Source organism: Rhodoplanes sp. (assembly GCF_013377085.1).
Taxonomy (GTDB): domain Bacteria; phylum Pseudomonadota; class Alphaproteobacteria; order Rhizobiales; family Xanthobacteraceae; genus Rhodoplanes.
Genome location: NZ_JACAAX010000012.1, coordinates 126,882 through 141,941, shown reverse-complemented (window position 1 = coordinate 141,941; position 15,060 = coordinate 126,882). Strand labels below are relative to the sequence as shown.

15 protein-coding genes are annotated in these 15,060 nt (G+C 70.3%); 7 read left to right on the top strand and 8 right to left on the bottom strand.

From position 1 onward, the window contains the following. Positions 1-315: 315 nt before the first annotated feature. From HXX10_RS11350 to HXX10_RS11335, 4 genes are all read right to left on the bottom strand, one after another. A complete protein-coding gene (locus tag HXX10_RS11350; RefSeq protein WP_296522314.1) occupies positions 316-1,311 on the bottom strand; it encodes a DMT family transporter in 996 nt (331 codons plus the stop codon). Positions 1,312-1,441: 130 nt separating this feature from the next. Next, positions 1,442-2,260 carry an ABC transporter permease gene (locus HXX10_RS11345; RefSeq protein ID WP_296522313.1) on the bottom strand — a complete coding sequence of 273 codons (819 nt, stop codon included), beginning with the start codon at positions 2,258-2,260 and terminating at the stop codon, positions 1,442-1,444. Continuing rightward, positions 2,257-3,018, bottom strand: coding sequence for an ABC transporter ATP-binding protein (locus HXX10_RS11340; protein WP_296522312.1), 762 nt, complete (start codon positions 3,016-3,018; stop codon positions 2,257-2,259). The genes HXX10_RS11345 and HXX10_RS11340 overlap by 4 nt, the downstream gene beginning before the upstream one ends. A gap of 243 nt (positions 3,019-3,261) precedes the next feature. Continuing rightward, the gene (locus HXX10_RS11335; RefSeq protein WP_296522321.1) at positions 3,262-4,224 is read right to left on the bottom strand and encodes an ABC transporter substrate-binding protein; all 963 of its coding nucleotides are present in this window, start codon (positions 4,222-4,224) and stop codon (positions 3,262-3,264) included. Between the two features lie 190 nt (positions 4,225-4,414). On the opposite strand from HXX10_RS11335, the gene HXX10_RS11330 reads away from it, so the two are divergent. After that, positions 4,415-5,224, top strand: a complete 810-nt coding sequence (locus HXX10_RS11330; RefSeq protein ID WP_296522311.1) for a creatininase family protein — start codon at positions 4,415-4,417, stop codon at positions 5,222-5,224. Positions 5,225-5,350: 126 nt separating this feature from the next. On the opposite strand, the gene HXX10_RS11325 is transcribed toward HXX10_RS11330, so the two are convergent. Continuing rightward, a complete protein-coding gene (locus HXX10_RS11325; protein ID WP_296522310.1) occupies positions 5,351-6,814 on the bottom strand; it encodes a RimK family protein in 1,464 nt (487 codons plus the stop codon). A 162-nt stretch (positions 6,815-6,976) separates the two neighbouring features. Then, complete coding sequence (locus HXX10_RS11320; RefSeq protein WP_296522309.1) at positions 6,977-7,606, bottom strand: GNAT family N-acetyltransferase; 630 nt, start codon at positions 7,604-7,606, stop codon at positions 6,977-6,979. A 115-nt stretch (positions 7,607-7,721) separates the two neighbouring features. On the opposite strand from HXX10_RS11320, the gene HXX10_RS11315 reads away from it, so the two are divergent. The 6 genes from HXX10_RS11315 (at position 7,722) to HXX10_RS11290 (ending at position 12,987) form a co-directional block, all read left to right on the top strand. Next, on the top strand, positions 7,722-10,025 hold the full coding sequence (locus HXX10_RS11315) for a cation-translocating P-type ATPase (RefSeq protein WP_296522308.1): 2,304 nt from the start codon (positions 7,722-7,724) through the stop codon (positions 10,023-10,025). Positions 10,026-10,266: 241 nt separating this feature from the next. Then, positions 10,267-10,416, top strand: coding sequence for a hypothetical protein (locus tag HXX10_RS11310; protein ID WP_296522307.1), 150 nt, complete (start codon positions 10,267-10,269; stop codon positions 10,414-10,416). Positions 10,417-10,423: 7 nt separating this feature from the next. Continuing rightward, positions 10,424-11,167, top strand: coding sequence for an ABC transporter ATP-binding protein (locus HXX10_RS11305; RefSeq protein WP_296522306.1), 744 nt, complete (start codon positions 10,424-10,426; stop codon positions 11,165-11,167). Positions 11,168-11,175: 8 nt separating this feature from the next. Continuing rightward, a complete protein-coding gene (locus tag HXX10_RS11300) occupies positions 11,176-12,042 on the top strand; it encodes a metal ABC transporter permease (protein WP_296522305.1) in 867 nt (288 codons plus the stop codon). A gap of 82 nt (positions 12,043-12,124) precedes the next feature. After that, the gene (locus HXX10_RS28960) at positions 12,125-12,694 is read left to right on the top strand and encodes a nitrile hydratase accessory protein (RefSeq protein WP_367141961.1); all 570 of its coding nucleotides are present in this window, start codon (positions 12,125-12,127) and stop codon (positions 12,692-12,694) included. Then, on the top strand, positions 12,694-12,987 hold the full coding sequence (locus HXX10_RS11290; protein WP_296522304.1) for a DUF3551 domain-containing protein: 294 nt from the start codon (positions 12,694-12,696) through the stop codon (positions 12,985-12,987). Before HXX10_RS28960 ends, HXX10_RS11290 begins: the two co-directional genes overlap by 1 nt. On the opposite strand, the gene HXX10_RS11285 is transcribed toward HXX10_RS11290, so the two are convergent. Beyond that, positions 12,968-14,257 carry a nickel/cobalt transporter gene (locus HXX10_RS11285; protein ID WP_296522303.1) on the bottom strand — a complete coding sequence of 430 codons (1,290 nt, stop codon included), beginning with the start codon at positions 14,255-14,257 and terminating at the stop codon, positions 12,968-12,970. The two genes, HXX10_RS11290 and HXX10_RS11285, sit on opposite strands and share 20 nt — an antisense overlap. Next, entirely contained in the window at positions 14,254-14,913 is a 660-nt protein-coding gene (locus HXX10_RS11280; protein ID WP_296522302.1) for a DUF1007 family protein, read from the bottom strand. The genes HXX10_RS11285 and HXX10_RS11280 overlap by 4 nt, the downstream gene beginning before the upstream one ends. Between the last annotated feature and the right edge of the window lie 147 nt (positions 14,914-15,060).

The window sequence follows — 15,060 nt, the reverse complement described above, 5'->3', positions numbered from 1 at the left end:
TCACCTGCTGGCTCCGGTACAACAAAAGCCGAACAGACTCGCCAATGTCGTCGTTCGATCGCTCCGGCAGGGTGTCTTCGGGCGCGCGGGCAGGCTTCTTGACCATGGCGGGAACCTCGGACGGCCTTTGGATCGTTGGGAGAAGGGCGGGGGGACTGTATCGGGCGCGGTCGCTCCGGTTGTCAACTCATGAGCGGGGTGGTGAGGAACGCACGCGGGGGCGTCGGGCCGTTCATAGCAGCCGCTGCCGTCGTCGCGAAGGGGCACGACATCGCTGCTCCTTGTTGCACTGCGAAGCCGTGCCTGGAACGGCGCTCACCGCGCTCGGCGGACACGCTCGCGATGCACCAGATAGAGGCCGGATGCGATCACCACGGCGGCGCCGGCCAGCGTCCAGCGGTTTGGCACGTCGCCGAACACGACGAAGCCGAGCGTCGTCGCCCACAGAAGCTGGCTGTAGGAGAACGGCGACAGGATCGAGGCCGGCGTGTGCCGGTGCGCGACGATCAGCAGAAAATGCCCGAGGCTGCCGAAGCCGCCGAACATGATCATCAGGCCGATCAGCAGCGGATCGGTCGGCGTCGTCCACACGAACGGCATCGCCGGGGTGAGCAGCAGGACGCCGAGCAGGTTCGAGTAGAACAGCGTGGTCGCGTCCGAGTCCCAGCGCGACAGAACCCGCGTCGCGATGGCGTAGAACGAGGCGCAGACGGCGGAGAGGAGCGACATCAGGGCGGCCGGATGCACCGAGCCGAAGCCCGGCTGCAGAACCAGCATGACGCCGACCAGCCCGACCACGATGGCGGCCCAGCGGCGCGGGCCGATCCGCTCGCCGAGCATCGGCCCGGCCAGCGCCGCGACCATCAGGGGTGCCGAGAACGTGATGGCCAGCGCCTGGTCGAGCTGAAGGTATTTGAGGGCGCCGAAGTTCAGGAGCGTGGTCGAGAGCAGCAGGGCCGAGCGGCCGATCTGCAGGGCCGGCCGGCGGGTGCGCAAGAGGCCCGGCCGGGTCACCGGGTTGAACACCAGCAGGGCCAGCACCAGGGCGCTGACATAGCGGGCCCAGGAGACCTCGAGGATGTCGAAATGGCGGCCCAGATACTTGGCCGTGGTGTCGATGCAGGCGAAGCAGGCCACCGCTCCGCACATCAACGCGATGCCGACGAGGCGCAGCCGCTGGGCCCGCAGCGCCGCGGCGGATGGGGACAGCACCGGCAGTGCCATGGCCACGGGCACCAGCGCCGGGTCGAGATCGCCGCCGGGCGGGTCGGCGGGACGCGGCGGCACGGACGGGTCGGGAGGGGTGGTCATCGGGGGTCTTTCGCGGTCGGGCCGGACCTACACGAACCATATGTGGCCGTTTCGGGGACGCGGTCGGCGCTCCGTGCATGGGACCTATGAAGGCCGCCCTCGCGGGCGGCGGTCGGGCGCCGGCGCGTCCTCAGGGGGCGCGGACGAGCGCGCTTTCGTGCCAGCGGCGCAGGATCAGCCAGGAGGCGAACGACAGGGCCGCGAAGATGGCGATGCCGGCGGCCGACAGCAGCAGCAGCGCCGCGAACATGCGCGGCACGTTGAGCCGGTACCCCGATTCGGCGATCCGGAAGGCGAGGCCGGAGCCGGCGCCGGCCGAGCCGGCGGCGATCTCGGCCACCACGGCGCCGATCAACGACAGCCCGCCGGCGATTTTGCCGCCGGCCAGCATCATCGGCAGCGCCGCCGGGATCTGCAGCCGCACCAGCCGCTGCAGCCGCGATGCGCCATAGAGCGAGAACAGGTCGTCGAGATTGTGATCGACCGAATGCAGCCCCAGCGTCGTGTTGGCGAGCATCGGGAAGAAGGCGACGATCCAGGCACAGGCCAGCACGGCGAGCGGCTGCGGCAGGTAGATCAGCAGCAGCGGCGCGATCGCCACCACGGGCGTCACCTGCAGGATCACGGCGTAGGGGTAGAGCGTGTTCTCGAGCCAGCGCGACTGGCTGAACAGGATCGCGAGCCCGGCGCCGCCGACCACGGCCAGCGCAAAGCCCTGTGCCGTGGTCGCGAGCGTCGCCATGAGCGACTCGACCAGCAGCGCGCGGTCCTCCACCAGTGTCGCCGCGATGGCGCTCGGTGCCGGCAGCTCGTAGGGCGGGATCGCATAGGCCCACACCAAAAGCTCCCACATGGCGCAGCCGAGCAGGAGCGCCACGACCGGCAGGCCGACGCGGGCGAGGCGGTCGCGCCATGGCCGGTGCGTCTCGTCGGCGGCGGGGGCGCTCATGCGAGCGACTCCCCCATGGCGCCGGCCAGCGCCTGCGCCACCGTGCGGCACAGCGCGGCATAGGGTGCCGAGGTACGAAATGTCTCCCCCCGTGGAAACGGCGCGTCGATGGCGATGTCGGCGGCGACGCGCCCGGGCCGCGGCGTCATCACGACGATGCGGGTGGAGAGATAGACGGCCTCGAACACCGAATGGGTGACGAAGACGACCGTCTTGCCGAGCTCCTGCCAGAGATCCAGGAGGGCGTTGTCGAGCCGGAAGCGGGTGATCTCGTCGAGCGCCGCGAAAGGCTCGTCCATCAGCAGCAGCTCGGGATTCGTGACCAGCGCGCGGGCGATCGACACCCGCATCCGCATGCCGCCCGACAATTCGCGCGGATAGGCCTTCGCGAAGCCGTCGAGCCCGACCCGGGCCAGCATGTCGGCGACGAGGGCCTCGGCGTTGTCGGGGCGATGCGTGAGGCGCAGCGGCAGCCGCACATTGGCCGCGACGCTCGCCCACGGCATCAGGGTCGGCTCCTGGAAGACGACGCCGAGATCGCCGCGCGCCGGCGTGCCGCCGCTCCCCCACACCACCGCGCCGCCGCTCGGCCGCGCGAGGCCGGCGATCAGCCGCAGCGCCGTCGACTTGCCGCAGCCCGACGGCCCGAGCAGCGACACGAACTCGCCGCGGTTTACGGTCAGGTCGAGGTTCTGCAGCGCCAGCGTCCCGTTCGGGAACGCCTTGCCGACGCCGCGCAGCGTGACGACGGGCGTCATGCAGGACCCGCTGGCCGTGGACCTAGCCGCGCCTCACCTCCCCCTGGAGGGGGGAGGTCGCCGAGCGAAGCTCGGCGGGAGGGGGTGATCGGCGAAGCCGGCGCTCCGGGCTTAACCCCACCCCGGTCGTCCGCTGTGCGGACGCCCGACCCTCCCCCTCCAGGGGAGGGTGACGACGCCGGCGAGTATTCGGGGGGCGGGGGCACGGTCTCGAGCGTGTTCATCCGGTCGTGGCGATCTGCCTCAGTTCCTGGGCCGCAGGTCGAGGCCGACCTGCTTGTTGACGAAGCGCAGCGTATAGGACTGGCGGAAATCGACCGTGGGCTTGACCACGCCGGCCTTCACCATGGCGGCGAAGAAGGCGGTCATGCGGGCGTCCGTCATGGCGCCGATGCCGGACGTCAGGGCGTCGCCCGAATCGACGATGCCGCGGTCCTTCAGCCGAGCGACGGCATAGGCGATGAGGTCGTCGGTCATCTCCGGGTTCTGCTTCTTGATCAGCGCGTTGCCGGCACCGGGGTCGCCGTACAGGTAGGTGTACCAGCCGATGATCGAGGCATCGACGAAACGCTGCACCAGTCCCGGCTTCTTCTCGACCAGTTCGCGCCGCGTCTCGATCAGGGTCGAGTAGCTGGAGAAGCCCTCGTCGGCGAGCAGGAACACCAGCGGCCGGATCCGCGCCTGCTTCTCGATCGCGTAGGGTTCCGAGGTGACGTAGCCCTGCATGGCGCTGCGCTTGTCGGCCAGGAACGGCTGCGGGTTCGACGTGTAGGGCTTCACCTGGGCGTCGCTGAACCCGTATTCGGCCTTCAGCCACTGAAAGTAGCTCGCCATGCCCTCCTTGGAGAGGAACAACGTCGTCCGCTTGAGGTCGGCGAATCGTTGGACGCCGGCGCCCGGATGGGCGATCAGCACCTGCGGGTCCTTCTGGAACATCGCCGCGACCACCACGGTCGGCACGCCCTGCTCGACCGCGTCGAAGGCCTGCAGGGTGTTGGCGCTCATGTAGAAGTCGAGCTTGCCGACCGGCAGCAGGATGCGGTTGTTGGCCTGCGGGCCGCCCGGCACAATGGTGACGTCGAGCCCGTAGCGCTTGTAGGTGCCGTCGGCGAGCGCCTGGTAGAAGCCGCCATGCTCCGGCTCGGCCACCCAGTTGGTGCCGAACGCCACCTTGTCGAGGGCCTGCGCGGCGGCCGGGCCGGCCATCGGCACGAGGGCGCCCAGCGCCACTGCCAGGGTGGCGGCGGCCAGCGAGACGGCAACGCCCCGGCGCCGGAATGGACTTGCGAACCGCATCAAATCGTCCTCTGTAAGGGCCGAATCCAGACCATTCCGCCGCGCCGGCCGCGTCGCCCGGCGCGCACGGGCCTCGCCCTGAATCACGAGTTTTACGCCAATGCTGCCGAAACCACACTGGGGCGACATGACCTGGCGGGACTTCGCGTCCGCCGACACCGGCCGCTGGATCGCCGTGCTGCCGGTCGCCGCCGTCGAGCAGCACGGGCCGCATCTGCCGGTCGCGACCGACACGCTGATCGCCGAGGCGCATCTGGCCCGTGTCGCCGCCCTTCTCCCCGCCGACCTGCCGGCGACCCTCCTGCCCGTGCAGGCGGTCGGCCATTCGACCGAGCACCTGGCCTTCCCCGGCACCCTGACGCTCAGCGCCGAAACGGCGATGAGGGCCTGGACCGAGATCGGCGAGAGCGTTTTTCGCGCCGGCGTGAGGAAGCTCGTCATCGTCACCAGCCATGGCGGTAACGTGCAGGCGATCGATCTCGTCGCCCGCGATCTGCGGGTGCGGCTCGGCATGCTGGCCGTCACCACCCACTGGCATCGCTTCGGCTATCCGGACGGTGTATTCGAGCCGCACGAGCAGCACCACGGCATCCATGCCGGCGACATCGAGACCTCGCTGATCCTGGCGCACCGGCCGGAGGTGGTCCGCACCGGCGAGGCCGCCGATGCCGAGCCGGTCAGCGTCGCCATGGAGCAGGAGTTCCGCTGGCTGCATCCCTACACGCCGGCGCCGTTCGGCTGGATGACCCAGGACCTCAACGCCACCGGCGCGGTCGGCGACGCCCGCCCGGCCTCGGCCGAAAAGGGCGAGGCGGCGCTCGACCACGCCGCGCGGGCTTTCATCGACCTGTTGCGCGAGGTCGACCGGTTCGATCTGGCACGGCTGAAGGCGGGGCCGCTGGGCGGGTGAGCTTGTGCCGGTCATTCCGGGGCGCGGGCCGGAAGGCCCGCGAGCCCGGAATCCATACTCACAGACAGGGGTTATGGGTCCCGGGCTCGCGCCTTCGGCGCGCCCCGGGACGACGGAGGACATGCCTCACTGCTCCAGCCGGGCGATGAACCACTTCAGCAGCTTGATCCAGATCTCGTCCTTGCCGACCGCGTCCTCGACGCCGTGCTCGAGATTGGGGTTGTCGTTGACCTCCATGACGACGATGCCCTGGTCGGTCTCCTTGAGATCGACACCGTAGAGGCCGTCGCCGATCGGCCGGGCCGCCCGCACGGCGGTGTCGATCACGGCCGGCGGCGCCTGGTCGAGCCCGAAGGTCCGAAAACCGCCCTCGCGCGCGGTGCCGTCAGGCCGGTGCTTGACGATCTGCCAGTGGCCGCGCGCCATCCGGTACTGGCAGACGAACAGCGGCTCGCCAGCGAGCACGCCGACCCGCCAGTCGAAATCGGTCGGCATGAATTTTTGGGCGAGCAGCAGGTCGGTTTCCTCCAGAAGCTCGTCGGCGACGCGCTTGAGCTCCTCCGGCGTCGACACCTTGTGGACGCCGCGCGAAAAGGAGCCGTCCGGGATCTTCACCACCAGCGGCAGGCCGAGCTCGTCCATGGCGCGGGTCAGATCGCCCTGATCGGCAACCATGATGGTCGGCGGCGTCGCCACCCGGTTCTGCTGCAGCAGCTCCATGAGAAAGACCTTGTTGGTGCAGCGGATCATCGAGATCGGGTCGTCGATGACCGGCATGCCCTCCTGAACGGCGCGGCGCGCGAACCTGTAGGTGTGGTTGTCGATCGAGGTGGTCTCGCGGATGAACAGCCCGTCGTATTCGGCCAGCTCGGCGAGCTGGCGCTTGGTGATCGGCTCGACATCGACCGAATGCTTCTCGGCGATTCGGGCGAAGTGGCGGATCGAGGCGGCCGAGGAGGGCGGCATCTTCTCGTTCGGATCGTACAGCACTGCGAGATCATATTTCGAGGTGGTGCGCGCCTTGGGGTCGCGCCAATCGCGCTTGGTGTGCTGGTGCAGGGCGTCACGAAAGAACGTCGCCTCGCCGTTGGCGAGCCGCGTCAGGTTGCGCATGCGGATGCGGTCGATCGACAGCCAGGCGGCGCCGGTGTCGACCGTCACCTCCAGGGCCGGGCAGCGGAACCAGTCGAACAGCAGGCGGCCGAACGCCTCGAAGCGGGTGTCGCGGGCGATGCCGAAACAAACGAAAATCTTCAGCTCGCCCTCGGGCTGGTAGTCGGCTTTTCGGGCGCAGCGATTGAGGGAATCCTCCAGCTCCGGCAGCGCGTGCTCGTAGAGCTTCGATTCGCGCAACTCCAGCATGGTCTCGACGGTCGGCATCACCCGGTGGCCGCGCGCCTCGGCGAGCAGCGAGGCGTAATAGCCCTTCGACTGGTACGCATAGGAGCGCGACAAGTTGACGAGCTTCGGGCGCGCCATCTCGAACAGCCGCGGGCGAGCCAGATACTCGCTCGTGGTGATCACCTTGTGCGGCGTGTCGGCGTTGGGGAAGTCCCGGGGCTGGTCGACCAGTATGACCCAGCCGGTCATGACGGAGGCCCTTTCGAAGCGCGCGCGGCGGCGCCCGCGGCGCCTCCATGCTGTGTCGTACCGTGCTGTGTCGTGCCGTTTTGTGTCAGGCCCATGATGGTCCGCGACTCGGCTGAACACATGATAGCGATGACGCCGGGATTCGGTTCGCTCACGAAAATGTCAGGGGAGAGGCCGCGCGACCGGCGCGACTCCCCGATCGGATGGCGGCGCCAGCATCTTCTCGAATCGCAACGCGTCACCCTGGTCCTCGTAGTAGCGGGCGTGACGTCCGAACTGCCGGTACCCCGCCTTGTGATACCGCGCGATCGCCCGGGCGTTGTGCTCGTGCACCTCGAGCCGGATGCGCGTTGCGCCGCGGGCTGCCGCGGACGATTCGACGGCCTCCAGCAGGGCCGGCCCGACGCCGCGCCCGGCCGCCCGCGGGTCGACCGCGATCGAGTAGAGCCGCGCCACGGTGCTTCGGTTGCGAACCAGCAGCACGGCGGCGCCGGCGAGATCGTCCTGCGTCCTGGCCACCAGCACGACCGCGCTCGGCGACGACAGGAACCGGCGGATGCTCTGTCGCGACATGCGGTCGGTCGCGAAGACGGCCTGCTCGAGCGCCACCAGCGCGTCGAGATCGGCCGACACGGCCAAGCGCACGGCCGAGCGCACGGCGATGGCCGCGGCTTGCAGCGGCGGACCGTCGGCGGCCTCGCCGCCGTTGCTTTCGCCGGCGTCGGTCTCTCCGCCGGCGGCTCCGCCGCCGGACGGAACCGTGTCATCACGGGAGCGGGAACGCGTCGCCATCAGGGCTCTCGGGGGTCTCTCGCGCGTCAGCCTGCTACCACGGGGCCATCGGCCTTCGATCGGGCCGCAGGCCTGCCATCGCGCCGTGCCGTTGCCGGATGCGGCGGCAATCGCCATGTTGGCGACTGAACAGGACCGCATGCTGATGTCACTCGCCCTCGAAGGCAAGCCCCGCACCGCCGCACCCGCAGTCTCGGCTCCGCCGGGCGCCCATGTGGTGCTCGACATCACCGGCATGACCTGCGCGACCTGCGCCGGCCGGGTCGAGAACGCGCTGCGTCGGGTGCCGGGCGTCGCCCAGGCCTCGGTGAACCTCGCGCTGGAGCGCGCCGACGTCGACCTCGGCGCCGCCGACGTGACGCCGGCGGCGCTCGCGGCCGCGGTCGAGCGCACCGGCTTCGGGGCGCATCCGCGACCGCCCTCGGCGGCCGAGCGCCGGCGCGAGGAGGATTCTCGCGAGGCGGAGCGGGTCGCGGCCGAGCGCCGTCAGCTCCTGCTGCTGGTCGTCTCCGCCGTCCTGACACTGCCGCTGGTGCTGCCCATGGTGGCGGCGCCGTTCGGGCTGCATCTCCATCTCGACCCCTGGGTCGAGCTGGCGCTGGCGACGCCGGTGCAGTTCCTCATCGGCGGCCGCTTCTACAAGGCCGCCTGGAAGGCCGTGCGGGCCTTCTCGGGCAACATGGATCTCCTGGTCGCGCTCGGCACCACGGCGGCCTACGCGTTCAGCGTCTATATGCTTTTCGCCCGCGGGGCCGATGCGTCCGGCCATCTCTATTTCGAGGGTGCGGCCGCCGTGATCACCCTGGTGGTGTTCGGCAAGTGGCTGGAGGCGCGGGCCAAGCGCGGCACCACGGCGGCGATCCGGGCCCTGATGACGCTGCGGCCCGAGCGCGCCCATGTGCTGCGCGACGGCGCCGAGATCGACATCGGCGTCGACGAGGTGCGGCCCGGCGAGGGCGTCGTGGTGCGGCCGGGCGAGCGCATCCCGGTCGACGGCACCGTGGCCGAGGGCGAGAGCGAGGCCGACGAGTCGCTGATCACGGGCGAGAGCGTGCCGGTGGTGAAGCGCGTCGGCGACAAGGTCACGGCAGGCGCCCTGAACGGCGTCGGTCGCCTGGTGGTGTCGGCCGTCGCGGTCGGCGAGGACACGACGCTCGCCCGCATCATTCGTCTGGTCGAGAACGCGCAGAGCGGCAAGGCACCGGTGCAGCGGCTGGTCGATCAGGTATCCGCCGTGTTCGTGCCGGCCGTGATCGCCATCGCGCTCGGCGCCTTCATCGGCTGGTTTGCCGCCGGCCACGGCGTCGAGGAGGCGCTGATCGCCGCCGTCTCGGTGCTGGTGATCGCCTGCCCCTGCGCGCTCGGCCTGGCGACGCCGGCCGCGCTGGTCGCCGGCACGGGAGCCGCGGCGCGGGCCGGGATTCTCGTCAAGGACATCGAGGCCTTGGAGCGCGCCGCCGTGGTCGACACGGTGGTATTCGACAAGACCGGCACGCTGACCGAGGGCCGTCCGGGCCTGACCGACGTCGTGCCGGTCGACGGGGGCGACAAGGACGCGCTGCTGCGGCTCGCCGCCGCCGTGCAGGCCGGCAGCGAGCATCCGCTGGCCAAGGCCGTGCTGGCGGCACTGCCCGGCGTTGCGCTGCCCCCGGTGGAGAAGTTCCGAGCCCTGGTCGGCCGCGGCGTCGTCGGCACGGTGGAGGGCCGCGTCGTCGCCATCGGCAACCGCGACCTGATGCAGGAGCTCGCGGTCGACATCGCCGCCGTGGCGCCGGCGCTGGCGCACATCGAGGGCGAGGCCCGCACCGCCGTGGTGGTCGCGGCCGACGGCAAGCCGATCGGTGTCCTCGGCATCGCCGACCCGATCCGGCCGGAGGCCATCGAAGCCGTGGCACTCTTGGCGGCCCGCGGCGTGCGGTCCGAGATGCTGACCGGCGATTCGGAAGGCGTCGCCGCCAAGGTCGCGGGCGTCCTCAAGCTCCATGCCTACAAGTCATCCGTGAAGCCGGCCGAAAAGTCGGCGGCGCTCGAAGCCCTGAAGGCGGCGGGCCGAAAACCCGCGATGGTCGGCGACGGCATCAACGATGCGCCGGCGCTCGCCGCCGCCGACGTCGGCATTGCGATCGGCACCGGCGCCGACGTCGCCGTCGAGGCCGCCCCCGTCACCCTGATGCGACCGGACCCGCGCCTGGTCGCGGCGGCATTGGATATCTCCCGCCGGACCGTCCGAAAGATCCGGCAGAACCTGTTCTGGGCCTTCGTCTACAACGTGGTCGGCATCCCGCTCGCCGCACTCGGTTTCCTGACACCGGCGCTCGCCGGCGCCGCCATGGCGATGTCGTCGGTGTCGGTGGTGACCAACTCGCTGTGGCTGAAGCGCTGGCGTCCGGATTTTTCCGCAGGCCAAACGAAGCGCTGATCTTCACCCTCCCCTGGAGGGGGAGGGTCGGGGCGCGCGACAGCGCGCACCGGGGTGGGGTGAAGCCGCGCGCACCGGCGACGCTGTCACCCCCTCCCGCCGCGCTAAGCGCGGCGACCTCCCCCCTCCAGGGGGAGGTGAAGAGATGGCGCCGCGCTGCCGTCGCGCGTGCGGGGTGTCTGATCGCCCGGTTGGCATCGTCTCTGTGATACTATAACAGTGTTGCCAGCCCCGAGGCACCATGACGCATCACCACCACGATCCCGGCTTCGCCCATCCCTCGCCGTCGCTCAAGCCGTCGCTGCTGCGACTGTCGCTCGGCCTGCGGCTTTGCGTGGTGGCGGCCGTGTCGGTCGTGGTCTGGTCCCTGGTCGTCTGGGCGATGGCGTGAGCCGGCCATGATCCCGCAGCTCGCCTTCACGGATCTCACTCTCGGCTACGAGCGCCATCCGGCGATCCACCATCTCGACGGCACCGTGGAGCGCGGCGCGCTGCTCGCCGTGGTGGGGCCGAACGGCGCCGGCAAGTCGACCCTGTTCAAGGGCATCGTCGGGATTCTCGCGCCGCTCGCCGGAAAGATCGACCGCTGCGGCCTCGACCGCCGCGACGTCGCCTATCTGCCGCAGGTCGCCGACATCGACCGCAGCTTCCCGATCATCGTCTACGACCTCGTCGCCATGGGCCTGTGGCGGCAGACTGGGCTTTTTTCCGGCATCGGCCGGCGCGAGCGCGACCTCGTCCACCACGCGCTCGCCGCCGTCGGCCTCACCGGCTTCGAGCGGCGGCCGATCGGCAACCTGTCGGGCGGCCAGCTCCAGCGCGTGCTGTTCGCACGCCTGCTCCTGCAGGACGCGCGGCTGATCGTGCTCGACGAGCCCTTCAACGCCATCGACACCAAGACGGCTGCGGATCTGTTCGCGCTGGTACGGCGCTGGCACGGCGAGGGCCGCACCATCCTGGCCGCCCTGCACGACATCGAGATGGTCCGCACGAGCTTCCCCGAGGTGTTGCTGCTCGCCCGCGAGGCGGTGGCCTGGGGCGCGGCCGCCGACGTGCTCACGCCCGCCAATCTGCAGAAGGCGCGCCGCATGTGCGAGGCCTTCGACGAGGATGCCGCGGAATGCCGGGTGGCGGCGGAGTGATCTCGGGAATGTACGACCTGCTGATCGGGCCCTTCGTCGAGTTCGAGTTCATGCGCCGGGCGCTGGCCGGCGCGGTGGCGCTCTCCTTCGGGGCGGGGCCGGTCGGCGTCATCCTGATGCTGCGGCGGATGAGCCTGGTCGGCGACACCATGGCGCATGCCATCCTGCCGGGCGCCGCGCTCGGCTTCATGGTGGCCGGGCTCGACCTGTTCGCCATGACGCTGGGCGGCCTGTTGGCCGGCCTCACGGTGGCACTGCTCGCCGGCGTGGTAGCGCGCGTCACCGACCTCAAGGAGGACGCCTCGCTGGCCGCCTTCTTCCTGATGTCGCTGGCGCTCGGCGTCACCATCGTGTCGATGCGCGGCAGCAATGTCGATCTGCTGAATTTCCTGTTCGGCAGCGTGCTGGCGCTCGACGACCCGACCCTGATCCTGATGGCCGGCATCACCACGGTGTCGCTCGGCGTGCTGGCCGTGATCTGGCGGCCGCTGGTGCTCGATTGCGTCGACCCGGGATTCCTGCGCTCGGTCAGCCGCGCCGGCATGCCGGCCTACATCGCTTTCCTTTGCCTCCTGGTGCTCAATCTGGTCGGCGGCTTCCACGCGCTGGGCACGCTTTTGTCGGTCGGCATCATCATCGTGCCGGCGACGGTCGGCCGCTTCTGGGCCCGCGAGGTGACCGGCATGATCATGGTCGCGGTCGCGACCGGGGTGGCGTCGGGTTATGTCGGGCTGCTGGTCTCGTTCCACTCCGGCGCGCCCTCCGGCCCCGCCATCATCCTGGTGGCCGCTTCCGTCTACATCGTCTCGGTGCTGTTCGGGCCGGTCGGCGGCGTCGTGCCGCGGCTGCTGCCGCGCCGCCATCTCGAGGCGTGACACCGCACTGCGGCAAGCAAAATCGTGACGCACACGCGTATCGGCCATGGTCAAGCCCGCCGTGCTCCTATACCGTGTATGGATGCCCCATCAGACCGACCAAGCTGGCGGCCACGCCGCGGAACTGTCCGACCAGGATCTCCGGGTGCGGGCGCTCGCCACCATCGCGACCGAGCGGGGTCGGGTCGAGCCGGCCGTGCTCGACAGCTTCATCGACGTCTATGTGGCGCGGATCGTGCCGCATCACGATGCGGCGCCGGCCGGCGATCTCGTGGACCCTGCCGCGAACGAGGCGGCGCTCGGCGCCCGCGCCATGACGGCGATCCCACGCGACGCCGACGGGCCGCTGTTCCGCGCCCGTTGGGAGGCGCTCGCCTTCGTGCTCGCCATGATGCTGGAGCAGCGTGGCGTCTTCACCTGGACCGAATGGGCGCTGGCCTTCGGCACCGAGATCCGCCGCGTCACCGCGGGCGGGAATGGCGCCGCGGCGCCCTATTACGAGGCCTGGCTTTCGGCGCTGGAGCGCATCACGGTCGGGAAGGGCATCGCCGACCAGGCGACGCTGACGCGCTATCAGCATGCCTGGGATCAGGCGGCGGCGCGCACGCCACATGGCTCGGCGATCGAGCTTCGTCCGGATGATTTTGCGTAATGCGGTATTCGGCGGCTGTCGCCTTCGGGGTCATCGTCCTGGTGGCCGCGGCGCTCGCCGCCGGTCATGCGGCTGCGCAGACGCGGACGCCGGCTCAGACGGCGGCTCCCGTCTGGCCATGGTGCGCCGAGTACGACATGGAAGGGGCCGTGGTGAACTGCGGCTTCGCCACCCGCGAGCAATGCATGGCGACGGTCTCGGGTGTCGGCGGCGGCTGCCGGCCGAACGCCGCGGTCGTGGCTCCGGCGCCGAAGCGCCAGGGTCACGCGCCGCTCAAATCATCCGCTCGGTGACCATGTAGCCGGCGAACAGGGCGACGCCGAACACCAGCACGACGCAGGCGGCGGCGGCTTCCAGGCCACGCACCAGCACGTCGCCGCGCCCCGCGCGGTGCTCGGCCAGCCGGGTCGCCAGCGAGCGGGCGCCGACCGCGATGGTCGCGATCACGGCCACCGTGATGGCGGTGCCGAGCCCCATCGCGAAGGTCGCCCCGACGCCGGCCCAGAACAGGCCCTGGGCGAGGGCGAAGACCAGCACCAGGATGGCGCCCGAGCAGGGCCGCAGGCCCACCGCGACGATGGCGGCGAGGCCGCGCGACCAGCCGCCCGGCCCGGCCAGATCCTTCGGGTCCGGCCCGTGGGCGCAGCCGCAGTCCGGCCCGTGAACGTGGTCGTGGGCGTGATGGTCGTGAGCGTGATCGTGCGCGGTGCCGGTGACGACGGCGTCCCGATGGTCCGCCGCCGCCACGGCGTGGTGCTCATGATCATGATCGTGATGATCATGGCCGCAGCCGCAGGCGTGCCCGGCCTCGCCATGCGCATGATCGTGGTCGTGATGGTCGTGCGATTCGTGTGCATGCTCGGCATGGATCAGGCCGGCGAGCACCGGCTCGCGCGTCTCCACCACGCCGGCCGACGCACCCGCCAAGGCGAGGTTCGGCACCAGCGCGGGGCTCGCGGCCGCGGGGGCTTGCGCCCACTGCTCGCGGAGCGCGGCGAGAAAGCCGCGGCCCTTGACCCAGACCAGCCGGGCGCCGACCAGCGCGATCAGGGCGTAGCTCACCACCTCGATCCAGCGCACCGCCTCGTTCATGCTCTTGGCCGTGGCGTTGAGCGCGATCGCCGCGATGGCGACGACGGCCACGGCGACGATCGCCTGCAGCAGCGCCGAGGCGAAGGACAAGACGATGCCGCGCTTCCAGGTCTCCTCGTTGGCGATCATGTAGGACGAGATCACCGCCTTGCCGTGGCCGGGACCGGCGGCGTGGAAGATACCGTAGAGGAACGAGACGCCGAGCAGGCTCCACACCGCGCTGCCGTCCTGCTTGGCGGAGCGCACCAGCCCCGACAGCGAGCGGTAGAAGCGGGCCTGCTCGGTCAGGATCCAGCCGACGATCCCGTCGGCGGACGCCGGCGGCGGCGAGGGGGGCCGCGGCACGCCGAACGGCGCGCCCTGCGCCAGCGCGACATCGATCCCGGCCGCCACCGTCAGGGCGGCGAGCGCCAGCCCCGCGATCCACAGCGACCGTCTCCGCATCACCGCACGCATGATGACGGGACTCATGGGCAACGGACCGAGACCCTGTTCGCGAACAGCTCGCCGACGCGCGAGCTGTCCTGCGCGAAGGAGGACTCGGTGAGCTTCTGGAGCTGCGACGAGGTCTCCTCCTCGGTCGGCTTCTTCAGCGCCACCTTGCAGTCGCCGGGCGGGTTCTTCAGCGCGAAGGGGCTTTTGTCGGCGAACGAGAAGTCGACGAAATAGCTCGGGTCGTAGACCTCCAGCTCGATGCCCTTGGCCTTGATGGGCGTCTTCAGCGGCAGGGTGAAATGCAGGGTCAGCATGGAGTCCTTGAACTCCAGCCAATAGTCGACCGGGTCGACGAATGGCGATTTCTTGCCGTCGAGCTTGGCGTAGGTGAAGAAGTCGTACTCCTTCAGCGACGTCACGTTGACCTCGGCGAGATCCTTCAGCTCCTCGCGGGTGAAGATGCCCTTCTGCTTCGACTCGAGGCCCTGCGTCGCATAGGTCGAGAACATGTCGTCGAACGTCCAGGCGTGGCGGACGCCCGTGATGGTGCCGTCGGCGCCGTAGACCAGCTCGCTCGCCATCACCACCCAGACATGCGGATGGGCCTGGGCGAGGCATGGGACGAGGAGGCCCAGGGCCAGGGCGAGCAGCGCGAGAAGGCTGCGCAGCCTGGCGGTCGGTCGATGGGTCATGCGGGGGCCCTCGGCGTCGGTCGCTTCGTCGCCATCTGGTGAAGCAATCCCCAGACCATACCGGGGACTGGGGCGGAAGGAAGGCTGTGCTTACGCGAGGATGACGTCGCCGGCCGGGACGAGGGCACGGCCTATCGGTCGTCATCG

Excerpts from the sequence above, each read along its gene's own strand:
- HXX10_RS11305 (WP_296522306.1), top strand. The coding sequence starts at position 10,424 with ATGATCCCGCAGCTCGCCTTCACGGATCTCACTCTCGGCTACGAGCGC.
- HXX10_RS11280 (WP_296522302.1), bottom strand. The coding sequence starts at position 14,913 with ATGACCCATCGACCGACCGCCAGGCTGCGCAGCCTTCTCGCGCTGCTC.
- HXX10_RS11315 (WP_296522308.1), top strand. The coding sequence starts at position 7,722 with ATGTTGGCGACTGAACAGGACCGCATGCTGATGTCACTCGCCCTCGAA.
- HXX10_RS11300 (WP_296522305.1), top strand. The coding sequence starts at position 11,176 with ATGTACGACCTGCTGATCGGGCCCTTCGTCGAGTTCGAGTTCATGCGC.
- HXX10_RS11320 (WP_296522309.1), bottom strand. The coding sequence starts at position 7,606 with ATGGCGACGCGTTCCCGCTCCCGTGATGACACGGTTCCGTCCGGCGGC.
- HXX10_RS28960 (WP_367141961.1), top strand. The coding sequence starts at position 12,125 with ATGCCCCATCAGACCGACCAAGCTGGCGGCCACGCCGCGGAACTGTCC.
- HXX10_RS11350 (WP_296522314.1), bottom strand. The coding sequence starts at position 1,311 with ATGACCACCCCTCCCGACCCGTCCGTGCCGCCGCGTCCCGCCGACCCG.
- HXX10_RS11325 (WP_296522310.1), bottom strand. The coding sequence starts at position 6,814 with ATGACCGGCTGGGTCATACTGGTCGACCAGCCCCGGGACTTCCCCAAC.
- HXX10_RS11310 (WP_296522307.1), top strand. The coding sequence starts at position 10,267 with ATGACGCATCACCACCACGATCCCGGCTTCGCCCATCCCTCGCCGTCG.
- HXX10_RS11340 (WP_296522312.1), bottom strand. The coding sequence starts at position 3,018 with ATGACGCCCGTCGTCACGCTGCGCGGCGTCGGCAAGGCGTTCCCGAAC.
- HXX10_RS11330 (WP_296522311.1), top strand. The coding sequence starts at position 4,415 with ATGCTGCCGAAACCACACTGGGGCGACATGACCTGGCGGGACTTCGCG.
- HXX10_RS11345 (WP_296522313.1), bottom strand. The coding sequence starts at position 2,260 with ATGAGCGCCCCCGCCGCCGACGAGACGCACCGGCCATGGCGCGACCGC.
- HXX10_RS11290 (WP_296522304.1), top strand. The coding sequence starts at position 12,694 with ATGCGGTATTCGGCGGCTGTCGCCTTCGGGGTCATCGTCCTGGTGGCC.
- HXX10_RS11335 (WP_296522321.1), bottom strand. The coding sequence starts at position 4,224 with ATGGCCGGCCCGGCCGCCGCGCAGGCCCTCGACAAGGTGGCGTTCGGC.
- HXX10_RS11285 (WP_296522303.1), bottom strand. The coding sequence starts at position 14,257 with ATGAGTCCCGTCATCATGCGTGCGGTGATGCGGAGACGGTCGCTGTGG.